This window comes from Sphingomonas sp. GM_Shp_2, assembly GCF_026540875.1.
GTDB classification, from domain to species: domain Bacteria; phylum Pseudomonadota; class Alphaproteobacteria; order Sphingomonadales; family Sphingomonadaceae; genus Sphingomonas; species Sphingomonas carotinifaciens.
This window is the reverse complement of record NZ_JALNUQ010000074.1, coordinates 1-13,205: the sequence shown is the minus strand read 5'-3', so window position 1 is coordinate 13,205 and position 13,205 is coordinate 1. Positions and strand designations below refer to the sequence as shown.

The window sequence follows — 13,205 nt, the reverse complement described above, 5'->3', positions numbered from 1 at the left end:
GATGTGGCTGTTGCGGGGGGCGATGCGGCGTACGCGGCTGCGGCCGAGGCGGGTGCTCAGCCGGTCGACCAGCGCCGCCACCTCGCCGGCCTGCACCGCACCGCCCTCCAGCCGTAACTGACTGGCATCCAGGCGTTCTGCGAGCGCGACGTCGAGCTGGATCAGGTCATAGCCGAAGCCGGGATCGAGCGGATCGGCGAGCGCATCGATCCGCTCGCGAAACAGGCGGAGCAGCAGTGCCGGGTCGCGTGTCGGGTGCCCCGTTTCGATGCGCAGCCGTTGCACCTGCCCATCGGCGCGGAACAGCCGCACCTCCCACCGGCGGCCGCCCTGGTGGCGTTCCTCCAGATAACGGCCCGCCTCCGCCACAAGGTCGCCGATCACGCTCAGCACATCCTCGGTCCGGGCGATCGGTTCGGCAAAGCGGTGTTCGACCTTGATGGGGGCGACGGTCCGGCGGACGGTGAGCGGGCTCTCCGCCTCGCCCGCCAGCCGGCGGATCGCGGTCGCCGCATCCGCCCCGAAGCGCGCGGCGATGGCGGACAGCGGGCGCGCCATGACGTCACCGACCAGCTTCAGCCCGGCCGCGACCAGCGCCGCAGTCGCATCGTCATCCAGTTCGAGCGCGGCGACGGGCAGGCGGCGGATCGCGCGCGCCTCGTCCGGCGCCGGACCGCCGGCATGGCGGGCGAGTGCGCGTGCCGCCTCCGGCGTGTCACCGAATGCGTGGCGCACCAGGATGCCGCGACGGGCCATCCGCTCCTCCACATCCAGTGCAAGCCGCCGCTCGCCCTCAAAGGCGTGGGTGCAGCCGGCGATGTCGAGGATCAGCCCATGCGGCGGGTCGAGCGCGATCGACGGCGTGTAGCGCGCGCAACCGTCCGCCAGCCGCTCCAGCCATTCGAGATCGGCATGCGGGTCGTGGGGAAACACCTCCAGCTCGGGCACACGGGCGCGGGCATCGGCCAGCGTCAGTCCGGGACGCAGCCCCAGCGACGTGGCGGTGCGATCCAGCGCGGCGAGGCGCACGGCATTGCCCAGCGTTTCCACAAAGGCGACGGGTGCCTCATCGCGGCCGACGAACAGGTGCGGGCGGCATCCGCGCAGCCGCTCGATCGACACCCAGGGGAAGTGAAGCGCCAGATAGCGGCGCGGGATCGAAGCTTTGCGTGTCACGGTTCCACTCCACGCGCCAGCGGGTGCCGGCAGGCCCCCGACGTCGGCGCAGCAATTCCACATCGAAAGCGGGGGCGCCGGGGGCGTCCGCCTCCAGCCGGGCGGACAGGGCCGGCGTCACCCCCCAGCGCGTCGCCGCGGCGGTGGGGCTGGGTTCGGCATCGACGCGCAGGGCCAGGATGGTGACGCCCGACACTTCGGCCGCCAGCATCAACCGGCGCGTCGCGGTCAGGTCGTATCCGGGCATCCGGCCCCGGCCTTCCACGATCAGCGTCGCGAGGCCGGGGCAGCGCGCGGCATCGGCGGCGGCGCGGAGCAAGGCCGCATCGTCCTCCACCACCGCCAGCACCAGCGCGGCAGGGTTCAGCCCCATCTCGATCAGCCCGGGTCCGTGCAGCCGCCCGGCGGCACGCTCCGTATCCTGGTTGCGCAACCACAGCAGCGGCGTGCCGCGCGCCGCCAGGGTCAGCGCAACCGCAAAGCCCGCCGCGCAGGCCCCGTCGGCGTCGTCGACGGCAAAGATTTCATGCAGCTGGCCCTTTGCCAGCCCGTCCGCCAGCCAGGCATCCGGCGCCTCGGCCTCCGCCGCCTCATGGGAAGAGGCGTTGGCCAGTTGCCGCAGATGGGCGATAAGGGCGGCGGAGTCGGTCACGTATGTTCTTGTAATGTTCTATTGATCCATTCGCCAAGCCACAAAAGTTCAACAATGGGGTTGCCACACTCAAAACCCACGGCTAATAGCCCGCCCACCCCACCGGAACATCGCCGGTCGGAACGCCAGAGCGGGCGTAGCTCAGGGGTAGAGCACAACCTTGCCAAGGTTGGGGTCGAGGGTTCGAATCCCTTCGCCCGCTCCAGTTCGCTGCCATGAAGCAGCGAAGCAGCCTTACCGAACAGCAACGAACACAGACGGCGTCACAGCGTGGCGACCGATAGTCTTGCTTTGCCATGTCGCAGAGTTTCCTCGGAAATTTCATGAAGACGGGCGCGGTCGCCGCAGTCTTTCGGAGCCGTTTTCTGCGTATTCGTCGTCATGACCCGGCTGCGCGCCAGCCCAAGGGTTCAACGCGCGTGGATAAGTCGGTACACAGGGATCATCATATGCGGGGAGGCTTTGATGAACACTGCGGTTGCACCCACGGCGACACGGATGAAATCCTATCCTGACGCCCTGGCATGCGTCGAACAGACCGAAAAGATCAGCAAGCTGGTACCGCTGGCCATCCTGGGGGTGCTGGTCGGCCTGCCGATGCTGTCGTCGCTGTTGAGCTTCAGGCTGGGTGAGGCGCTCTTCAGCGGGATCATCATGTTCCTGATCGCAGGCGTGGTCATCAAGATCGTCGACGCGGTGATTCTCTCCTCGATGCGCGCGGTGCGCTATCGCGGCGTCGCCAACCGGCTCGCCGCCGCGGTGCAGGCGGTGCCGACCGCCGTGTCGCAGTGGCGATCCTGGTGGCAAGGGGCGCCGGGTGCGCTGGCGGTGACGCAGCGCGGCGACCTGGTGGTGATCGACCGGTCGACCAATTACGAGGAATTGTGGCTGCACCCGTCGCAGATCTCGAACGTCAGCGTCGAGCGTGAGGCGACCCAGATCACCAATACGCGCCATGGCGGGCGCTTCACATTGGGGGGTGCATCGAGCAGCGGGCTGTTCGGTGGCTATACCTTTGGCGGGCGATCGCGTTCGACCACGCACACCGTGGAGACTGCGTTTCTGGAAATCCGCTACCAGTTGGAGCGCAACGGCATGACCTACACGACGGTCATCCCGTTCGGCGACGACCGCCGCGGGGCGGATGCACTATGTGCCACGATCAGCCGTCTGGAGCATGACGCGGGCTGATCCACCGGCTCGTCGGCGTCTGCGATAGATCGTTGCTCCCCCGCGTCCCCGTCCCCGCCCTTGCGGGGAACAGGGACGCGGCCGGCTTCAGCGGCCCAGCAGGACGCGGGCCTGGCCGGCGATCTGGGCGAGCATCGCCGCATTGGGCTGGGCAGCGTTGCGGGCGCGGTCGATCACCGCCTTGAACTGGCCGACGCGGCTGGCACGGGCGGCCAGCCACTGTTCCACCGCCGCCTCCGGATCGATGCCGGCATGGCGGCCGAGGAATTCCAGCCGGAGTTGCTGGAAATCGCGGGCCAGACCGGCGATCAGCAGGCGCTCCCACGGATCGCTGGGGGTGATACGCGCGGCATTGGCCTGCGCCCAGTCCAGACCCAATGCCTGGCCGAGACGGGTGAAGGCGCGGGCCAGCACCACCTCGTCCAGCGACAGGCGACGACCGAGATCGGCTAGGCCAACCGCACCGTCCAGCTCGAACAGACGAACGACCTTGCGGACAAGCGCCGTCGGTGCGCCCTTGGCCTCCAGCTCGTTTGCAATGCGGCTGCTCTGCGCCCGCGCCTCCTCCAGCAACAGGCTGGGTGTCTGCGTGTCGAGATGCGCAAGACCCTGCGCCAGCCGGTCGAGTGCCGCGCCGGGGGTGGTACCCGCCGGCGTGACGCGCAGCAGGTCGGCGATCTGCGAGCGAGTGACGAAGGCGATCTCCTCAAACAGCGCGATTCGCGCCGCCTCCGGCATCGCGGTCGCCTCTACCTCCGCCCAGAGCGTCGGCAGATCGAACAGACGCTCGGCCACCACGAACATCGCCGCGATGTCCGCCATGCCGGCCCCTTCTTCCTCCGCGATTTCGAAGGGGAAGAGGATGCCGAGGCGGTTGACGATGCGGTTGGCGAGCTTGGTGGCGACGATCTCGCCGCGCAGGCGGTGCGCGTCGATGGCGTCGGCGAAGCGCGCGCGCATGGCGGGGGGGAAGGCGGCGTAGAGGTCGGGGGCGAGGTCGGGCTCGGTGCCGAGCTTTGCGGTCTCGATCGCGTCCTGCAGCGTCAGCTTGGCGGTGGCGAGCAGCACGGCAAGCTCGGGGCGCGACAGGCCATGCCCGTCCTGCCCACGGCGCAGCAGGATGTCGGGCGCGTCCAGCCCCTCCACCACGCGGTCGAGACGGCCCGATTGTTCGAACATCTCGATCAGGCGGACATAGCTGGGCATCGCGGCGGCGCCGTCCGCCTCCGCGATCGACAGGGCCAGCGTCTGGAGGCGGTTATCCTCCAGCACCAGATGCGCGACATCGTCCGTCATCTCGGCGAGCAGGACGTTGCGATCCGCCTCGGCAAGCCGCCCCTCGATCAGCTCGCGGTTGAGCGCGATCTTGATGTTCACCTCGTTATCCGAGCAATCGACACCGGCCGAATTGTCGATGAAGTCGGTGTTGATGCGCCCGCCGATGCCGGCAAAAGCGATGCGGGCCGCCTGGGTGACGCCCAGATTGGCGCCCTCGCCGATCGCGGTGACGCGCAGTTGTTCGGCATCGACGCGCAGCCGGTCGTTGGCGGGGTCGCCGACCGCGGCGTTGTTTTCCGACGCGGCCTTAACATAGGTGCCGATGCCGCCGAACCAGAGCAGGTCGGCGGGTGCCTTCAGGATCGCGGAGATCAGCGCGGTGGGCTCCATCGCCTCTGCGGTGATCCCGAGCACGGCGCGCGCCTGGGGCGAGAGGGGAATGCGCTTGTCGGTGCGGGCGAAGACGCCGCCGCCTTCCGAGATCAGCGAGGCATCGTAATCGGCCCAGCTGGAGCGGGGCAGGGCGAACATGCGCGCGCGCTCCTCCCAACTGGTCGCAGGGTCGGGCGTCGGATCGATGAAGATGTGGCGATGGTCGAAGGCGGCGACCAGCTTGATCGCCCTGGACAGCAGCATGCCGTTGCCGAACACGTCGCCCGACATGTCGCCGCAGCCGACCACGGTGACGGGATCGACCTGAACATCCACCCCGCGCTCGGCGAAATGGCGCTGCACCGAGACCCAGCCACCCTTGGCGGTGATGCCCATCGCCTTGTGATCATATCCCTGGCTGCCGCCGGATGCGAAGGCATCGCCCAGCCAGAAGCCGCGTTCGATCGCGATGGCGTTGGCCACGTCGGAGAAGGTGGCGGTACCCTTGTCGGCCGCGACGACGAAATACGGGTCCTCGCCGTCCAGGATGCGGACCGATTCGGGATGGACCACCGCGCCGTCGACGATGTTGTCGGTGATCGACAGCAGCGAGCGGATGAAGATGCGGTAGCTTTCCTTGCCCTCCGCGAACCAGGCGTCGCGGTCGATCGCGGGGGAGGGAAGCTGCTTGGGATAGAAGCCGCCCTTGGCGCCGGTGGGCACGATCACCGCGTTCTTCACACGCTGCGCCTTCATCAGGCCCAGGATTTCGGTGCGGAAGTCGTCCCGCCGGTCGGACCAGCGCAGGCCGCCGCGCGCGACGGGGCCGGCGCGCAGGTGGATGCCCTCGACACGGGGGGAATAGACCCAGATCTCGCGCCACGGCAGCGGTGCGGGCAGGCCGGGGATGGCGTGGCTGTCCAGCTTGAAGGCCAGCGCCTCCGCCGCGGCAGGGGCAAAGGCGTTGGTGCGCAGCGTGGCGGCGATCAGGTCGCGGATGCTGCGCAGGATACGGTCGTCGTCGATCGCGGACACAGCATCCAGCCCGCGCTCGATCGCGGCATCGGCCTCGGCCAGATCGCCGCCGCCGGCGGGGTCATGCGCGGCGGTGAAGCGATCGACCAGCGCGGCGGCGAGTGCGGGCGCACGGCGCAGCGCATCGACCACGGTGGCCAGGCCATAGGTGAGCCCGGCCTGGCGCAGATAGCGGAACCAGGCGCGGAACAGCACCACCGCACGCGGCGACAGGCCGACATCGACGATCAGGCGGTTGAACGCGTCGTTCTCCGCCTTGCCCTCCAGCACCGCGGCGATCGCGCCTTCCAGCATGGCGGCGTCGTTCGGGTCGGCACCGGCATCCGACTCGACCACGAAGTCGTGCACAAAGGCGTCGGTCTCGTCCTCCAGCCGGGTGGGCAGTTCGCCGATGACGCGGAAGCCGAAATTCTCCAGCACCGGCACCGCATCGGACAGGGCAAGGGCGCCGCCCAGCTTGTAGATCTTGAATTGCCGCTCGGCGCCGGGTGCAGCGGGGAACAGGCGGACCGAGCGGTCGGCCGGGCTTTCCAGCGCGCTGAGGCGCAGAATGTCGGCGGCGGCCTCCGCCGGGCTGCTGACGTTGCGGTAGTTGGCGGAGAAGGTGTCCGCCCAGCGCAAGGCCAGACGTGCGGCACGGGGCGCGGGCAATTGCTCGGCCAGCGCCGCCTCGACATCGGGCACCCAGCCGCGGACCATGCGGCGCAGCCGGTCGGCGAGCGGCTCGATATCGGGCAGGCGGCCCTCGCCCCGCAGGTCGATGGTGTAGCGGAGCAGCGCGACGACGCCGTCCTCCAGCGCGATCGACCAGTTGAGGACGCGGCCCTGCGCCGCCTCCGCCAGCATCTCGCCGATCGCGACGCGGCGGCCGGTGGTCAGGTCGTCACGCGGCAGCCAGACGAAACCGAACAGATGCCGGCCGAGCGCGGAGCGGACGAGCACCAGCGCGGGGCGCGGCCGATCGGCCAGCGACATCGCGGTCAGCGCCAGTTCCTCCAGCGCATCCGGCTGGAACGCGGCGATCAGGTCGTGCGGCAACACGGTGAGGGCATGCGCCAGCGCCTTGCCGGTATGGCCGCGCGGGTCGAACCCGAACTTGGCCTCCAGCGCCGCCATGCGGGTGCGCAGCATCGGCACGTCCTTGGGCGGGGTGGCAAGCGCGGCGGAGGTCCACAAACCGGCATGGATCGACAGGCCGGTGATCGCGCCATTCTCGCGAATCGGCACCACCACCAGGTCCAGCGGCACGGCACGGTGAACGGCGGCTATCGCGTTGGACTTCAGCAGCAGGGGCGCTTCGCCGCCACCCGCGAACCATTGCAGCGCGAGTTGGCGGGAGCTGTCCGCCAGGATCGGCACGCTGCGCTCCAGCGTGGCGATGCCCAGCGCTTCGCCGGGGCGGCCATCGGCGAACCAGCGTTCGTGGCCGAGCAGCGTCAGCTTGCCATCGATGAACCAGCGGAGCAGGGCGGGCCCCTCGCCACCGGCACCCTCCGCTTCCAACCGGTCGGCATCGGCGGTGACGGCGGCCTGCATCGCACGCCAGTCGGTCACCGCCGCGCGGACATCGGCCAGCACCGCATACAGATCGTCGACCAGTCCGCGGCGGTCGCGGGCATCGGCCCGCTCCATTTCCAGATAGATCATCGATTCGGGCGTGGCACCGGCCTTGTCGGCGCCGATATCGGTCAACTGGCCTTGCGCGTCGCGGGTGACGGGGACGATCGGATGGATGACACGGTCGATCGCCAGATCCTGCGCGCCGATCGCGGCGGCGACCGAGTCGACCAGAAAGGGCATGTCGTCGTTGATGACGGCCAGGCGCATGTGGCGATGCGTGTCGTCGCCGGCGATCACCTCCAGCGCGATGGCCGGGCAGCCGGGTTTGCGCGTTGCCGCCGCGGCGGCAATGAAGGCAGCGGCATTCGCCACCTCATCGGGCCCAAAGCCCTGAAGTTCTCCGGGAAGCGCGCCACGCGTCAGGTGGGGGGCGAGGCGGGCAGCGATCGCTGCGGCGAGCGGTTGCGACGGGTTCGATGCCATGGTGGCAAGCCCTACGCGTCCGCTACCCGGCACTCAAGGCTTGCGGCAGTGCGAAAAGATGTTGCGCCGCAGCGTAATAATCAGTCTGCCGCTCGCAATACACGGTCCGCCAGTGCCTCGTCATCCTGTACCGATCCGACGATCTCCAGCATGCCGTCCGCCCCGACCCGTGCAACCAGGATGACGGTGTCGCCGGGCATCGCCACCGCGCCGCCATCGAGCGCGGCGCGGCCGATGACGGGGCGTTCGGTAACGGGGCGCGGGGCGGGGCCGGATGCCTTTGCCCCCCGCATCTCGCGTTCCGCCGCGACGATCGCCTTCACCCCGCCGGCCAGTTCGGTCAGGAAGGCGGGAAGGGCGCCCGCGGGCACCGCATGGCGGCGGGCATGTTGCAGAACCGCGGCAAACTCGGCGAGGCGCGTCTTGTCGTAATCGGCGCCGAAGACCAGCTTCACGATCGGGGTCATCGGCGCGCGCGCCTGTACGGTCAGCCCGGCATCGGCGAGCAGCCCGGCATAACCCTCGGGGTCGATTTCCGTCGACAGGCCGAAATCATGCGCGCGGCCAAGCGCACGGTAGAGGGCGGCGCGGCTGCGCGTGTCGGCGGCGCGGACCGCCGCGGCGCTTTCGCGCGCCAGGGTCAACTGGTTGCCCAGCGGCCCGGTCAGCGGCTCGACCGGCTCGGCCGCCGGATCGCCGGGGACGATGGGCTCGATCGCGCCGCTGGGCCCATCCGCCCACACCGTTGCCGCGACGCTGGGCGTGGCGGGGGCGGCGTGCATCGCGGCGGCCAGTGCCGAATCCAGCGTCGCCTGGACGAACGGATCGGCCACTTCCTTCCAGTTGATCACGCCGTAGATGAAGTCGATCGTCGTTCCGTCCGACGAGAAGGGCATCAGGATGCCCCGGTACATGGTGGTGTGGCCGCGCGTGTTGGTAAACTCTGCCTCGAACCCGATCGGCGCCTGATTGGCGATGATCTGCAGATAATGGTCGGTCAGGCGCGACAACAGCGAACGGGCCGGCACCTCCGCCACGCGCCGCGGCGTGACCTCCAGGCCACATTCCTCGCGCAGGGCGCGGCCGATAAAGGCGATGTGGGGATCCTCCACCGCCTGGGTGAAGTCCAGCAGCACCGAATGGGCGCTGAAATCGGCGATGGCCGCGGGATTGAGATCCTCGATCGAGGGATAGGCGCGGCCGCGGAGCAGCGACACCCATTGATTATAGGCGCGAACGTGCATCCGGCGCTCATCGCCGCCCAGATCGAACATGACGTCGTCGACGGCGCCTTCGCACGCCTCTGCCACGGCAGGATCGTTCAGTTCGGGCCCGGCGGTCATGATGGTACGAATCCCCTTCAGCGTGCAGCGCCCTTGTGCACCCGGCGTGGTAAACGATGCGTGAAGACCAAAGCCGCTTGTCAGCCGCGATCCGGCCTGTTAAGCGCCGCCTCCTCGACCGGATACCAGCCGGTCGCGATTGCATGGGCCGCTTTAGCTCAGCTGGTAGAGCATCGCATTCGTAATGCGGGGGTCACAGGTTCGAGTCCTGTAAGCGGCACCATCCAAAATCATGACATCGCAAAATCAGGTGATCGCTGCCGCGAGGACAGCGTCGTGGTCCGGCGTGTGGCTTACCGGCTGGTGGGTCGTGGTATCGTGGCGGCACGGACCGTGATCCGTGCCGCCAACGGGGTCAGAAGCGGATACGCATCGCGCCGCGGTAGGATTGATTGCGAACATCGTCGCGGCCGATCGTCGTATCGGCGCCCAAGCTGAACTCGACGGGACCGCTGGCATAGGCGACGCCCGCACCGATCTCGGCCCAGTCATGGTCCTGCCCGGCCACCAGGAAGGACGCGGTTGCGCCCGTGCCGCCCGCCAGTGTCGCCGTCACCACGCCCGGCCGATCCTCGAAATCGTGGACGTAATAGGCGGTGGCGAACGGGCGGAAGCCGCGCGAGTCGCCGTCGATCTGAAGCCCGGCGCGGCCCTGCAGGCTGGCGAAGCGGTCCTGGCGGAACAGCAGGGCTGGCCCGCCGCCGCGCTCACCGGTGGGGGTGAAGTCGATGCGGCTGGCGCGCAGGGCGAGGCGGGGGCTGAGGTGGAGGCTGTCGCTGCCGAAGGCGTAGCTGCCGCCGACCTCGGTGGAGAGCGCGAGCGCGTTGTCGCGCGTGGCGAGGTCGAAGGTGGTGCCGATCAGCGTGCCGGTACGCCGCGTGCGTGCCTGGAACACGCCCGCGCTGAACTGCGCATCCAGCATCGGTCCGCCGACCGCGCCCAGCTTGCCGTACAGCGTGCCTTGGATCAGCTCGCCACTGGCCGAACGCGCCATCAGCCGGCGGCTGTCGAGATCGGTGTAGGACAGGCTGAAGCCGAGCGTGCCCTGCTCGCCCGCCTCGCCCTCCAGACCGGCGGCGATGTACATGCCGTCGAACCGTTCACGGGCATCGCCGAAGCTGGTCGCGGGCATGGCGGCGTTGGAGCCGTTGATGTAGCCGCCCGCCAGATAGGCCGACATGGTGTCGGGCAGCGCGCCCTCGCGCACCGTCGTCAACCCGGCATCGCTGACCATCTGCTGCTGGCCGGGCATGGTGATCGCGTTCGCCGCGACCTCGACGGGACGACCGATCATCGACACGGTGCCGCCGCCGCCCGAGCCGGGCCGCAACGCGGCCAGACGGTCGCGATAGAAGCGCGCCATATGGTCGATCGCGGCGGTGCCCAGCGCCCGCTTCGTGGTTTCGGTGCGCGGGGCCAGACCCTCCAGGCTGGTGCGGATCGTCGTGGCGTTCTGCACGTCGAGCAGGTCGTAGGTGCCGCGCAGATTGGCATAGGCACCGCGATTGCCGTCGAGAAGGCGCGCATAGGCGGTCTGGACAGGGCTGGCGGAGACGATGTCGGCGTAGCGGCCGGCGGCGATGCGCATGGTGACGGCGTTCGGGCCGTAGGACAGGCTGGGGAAGAGGATCGCGCTGAGTGCCTGCGGGGTGGCGAAGCTGCCCGCGACGCCGCCCGTCGCGGTGGCGACGGTGTAGCGTTCGTCATACAGGAGCGGCCGGCCGCCGGCGGCACGCAGCGCCAGCGTGCCACCGTTCAGTTGCAGGCGCCCACCCGTCACGGCCAGCTGGTCCGACTGGCCGGGGGTGCCGACATCGATCAGCAACTGGCTGCCCGCGCCCAGCGTGGCGTTCCCCGCGACGGTCAGCGTGCCGGTCCCGCCGGCCGCCGCGCCGGGCGAAACGGTGCCGCCGGTCGCGTTCAGCGTCGCGATCCGCCCGGTGCCGCCCAGCGTGCCGCCCGCAACAAGGGTGAGCGCCGAGTTGCGCAACTGGCCGTTGACGGTCAGCAGACCCTGTTCGACGCGGGTCAGCCCGGTATAGCCGCTGTTGCCGGTCAGGATCAGCTCGCCGCCGCCCTTCTTGACGAGGCCGCCGATATCGTTGGGAAAGGCCTGCAGCACTTCTGCCGAATAGCGGGTGCGCGCGTCGGCGATGTCGTTGCTCCACACGTCCACCGTGCCCGCCGCGACCGTGACGTCGCGCACGGCGCGCAGGGCGGTGGGACCGCGCAGGGCCACCTCCATCTGCGGTGCGCCCCAGCCCGATTTCAGGTCCACGCCCGGCGTTTCCAGATCCTTGGAGCTGGACACGAGGATATCGGAAATCAGCGGCGTGTTATATTCGGGGAAGGCCTCCATCAGCACCGCGGCGAAGCCCGAAACATTGGGCGCGGCCATCGACGTGCCGGTATAGGCGGCATAGCTGGGGCCGGTGTAGCGGATGAAACGGCCGAGCATGGTGGCCATCATTGCGTCCGCCTCAACCAGCACGGCGCTGGAGAATTCAGGCGTCAGAATGTCGAGATTACCCGCCAATATGCCGGCCAAGTTGGCCGTCACGCCATCGGGCAGGTTCAGGCGGCTCCCTGCAATCAAGGTAATGGCGACCGCCTCCTGCGCAACGCGGCGGCGCGCAGCGGTTTCATCGAATGCTACACCGGAACGCTGCGCTGCTTCCTTTGCGCCGAGATACTCGTTCAGGACGGCTATGAAGCGATTGACTGACGCGCTTTGCAAGGCCGCGACGGTGGTGGCTGCGTAGAGCGTCGGATAGGCGGCACGGGTGAACTGTGCCTGGATGCCTTGCCGGTCGAACTCATAGCCTGGAACTGACGAGACGATGTTGCTGCCTGGTCCCGAGACGCACCAGGTCGCCGTCTGGCCACAGAAGCTGGTCGAGGGGTCGGCGGTGAGGTTGCCCTGATAATTGGCGACGGACAGCCAGTTGCCGCGCAGGCGTGGATCCGAGAACGGCGCGACCGCATCGACGCTGGCATGGACGCCGAAGCCGTTGCCAGCCGAAAAGACGACCAGCACATCGTTCTTCAGAACGGGATCGTAGAAGGTGCCGAGATTCTGGCGGAACTGCTCGCGTACGATGCCAAGTGGCGCGTCGTAAGGCAGCGAGTTGCCGCTGCCCCAGCTGTTGTTGATGATCCGAACCTGGCCCGTACTGGCGAGATTGACGATATTCTCCCGCGGGGTGCTGACCAGCGTGCCGTCGATCACCTGATCTTTATACCACAGGAAGTCGCCGGCCGCGAAATTGGCAGTCGCCGAATAGATGTTGGCGTTGAAGGCGTTGCCGAACATGGGCAGGCCGGCGACCCGGCTGCCGGCCGCGGTGCCGGCGACGTGGGTGCCATGGCCTTCCCACCGGCGACGCGGATTGATCAGGCCGTCATTGCCATAGGCGGCGGGCACCACGGTGCGCAGCCCGGTGATCTTGCCGGCGCCCTGGAACTGGGGGTGGGTGGTCAGTATCCCGGCGTCGTTGATGCCGATCGTTTGACCACGCCCGCTGAGCCCCAGCACATAGGCATGCTCCATGCCCAGATAGGCCTTGGAATAATCGACGGAAAACTGCGCATCCTTGCGCCAGGACGCGATCGCGGCGGCATAGTCCGCGGTTCTGGTGCCATTCGCCATATAATAGCCACCCGCCGGCGGCGGCGGTGGCGACGATGGTGCGGTCTGTGCCAGAACCGGCGAGGACACGAGGCACGTGGTACACAGCACCGCGAAAAGGATTGCGCTCTTGCACGACTTGATCATTGAAACCCCCAGATGACGAACGCTTCCGGTTCGCCTGTCCGGAAGGCTGACACCCGGACTGGTTAGTTTCAAACGAAAATGGATCGATAATGCGCCGGTAACGGCATTCTCTGCAGAACTGTGGCTTTTATAACCAAAATGATTTTTGCGCTGAATGGGCGCTGCGGGCATCGCCCCGGAACGGGTGATCGCCTGTTGTCCGGCGCGATCACGTTGATCGGCAGGTCGGGCAGGCACTGGCGCAGGGGAGCGGCTCGGTACGCGTTCCCCGTGCCGTTCGGCGTGCTTGCGCGACCTCTATCCGGTGCGACCGGGCGTGGGAAACGCCGTCATGGTTTCA

Annotated in this window: 6 protein-coding genes and 2 tRNA genes; 3 read left to right on the top strand and 5 right to left on the bottom strand. The window is 68.5% G+C overall.

Features of this window, described 5'->3' with window-relative positions; translation table 11 throughout:
• Together OXR08_RS17820 and OXR08_RS17815 are read right to left on the bottom strand one after the other, a co-directional pair.
• Window positions 1-1,176, bottom strand: a 1,176-nt coding sequence (locus OXR08_RS17820; RefSeq protein ID WP_267351915.1) for a DNA polymerase Y family protein, incomplete at its 3' end; no start/stop codon positions are given.
• Window positions 1,067-1,828 (bottom strand): hypothetical protein, encoded by a 762-nt coding sequence (locus tag OXR08_RS17815; protein ID WP_112383880.1) that lies wholly within the window; start codon window positions 1,826-1,828, stop codon window positions 1,067-1,069. The genes OXR08_RS17820 and OXR08_RS17815, both read right to left, overlap by 110 nt.
• Window positions 1,829-1,958: 130 nt before the next feature.
• Here OXR08_RS17815 and OXR08_RS17810 point away from each other — a divergent pair.
• Together OXR08_RS17810 and OXR08_RS17805 are read left to right on the top strand one after the other, a co-directional pair.
• Window positions 1,959-2,033 (top strand) — tRNA-Gly (locus OXR08_RS17810).
• Window positions 2,034-2,326: 293 nt separating this feature from the next.
• Complete coding sequence (locus OXR08_RS17805) at window positions 2,327-3,019, top strand: hypothetical protein (RefSeq protein ID WP_267351913.1); 693 nt, start codon at window positions 2,327-2,329, stop codon at window positions 3,017-3,019.
• A gap of 87 nt (window positions 3,020-3,106) precedes the next feature.
• Here OXR08_RS17805 and OXR08_RS17800 read toward each other — a convergent pair whose 3' ends face one another.
• Window positions 3,107-7,747, bottom strand: coding sequence for an NAD-glutamate dehydrogenase domain-containing protein (locus tag OXR08_RS17800; protein ID WP_267351911.1), 4,641 nt, complete (start codon window positions 7,745-7,747; stop codon window positions 3,107-3,109).
• 80 nt (window positions 7,748-7,827) lie between these two features.
• Complete coding sequence (locus OXR08_RS17795) at window positions 7,828-9,090, bottom strand: hypothetical protein (RefSeq protein WP_267351909.1); 1,263 nt, start codon at window positions 9,088-9,090, stop codon at window positions 7,828-7,830.
• 147 nt (window positions 9,091-9,237) lie between these two features.
• Between OXR08_RS17795 and OXR08_RS17790 the strand changes: the two genes are divergently transcribed.
• Window positions 9,238-9,313, top strand: a tRNA-Thr gene (locus tag OXR08_RS17790).
• Window positions 9,314-9,445: 132 nt separating this feature from the next.
• On the opposite strand, the gene OXR08_RS17785 is transcribed toward OXR08_RS17790, so the two are convergent.
• Window positions 9,446-12,829 carry a S8 family serine peptidase gene (locus OXR08_RS17785; protein ID WP_267351907.1) on the bottom strand — a complete coding sequence of 1,128 codons (3,384 nt, stop codon included), beginning with the start codon at window positions 12,827-12,829 and terminating at the stop codon, window positions 9,446-9,448.
• Window positions 12,830-13,205 lie beyond the last annotated feature (376 nt).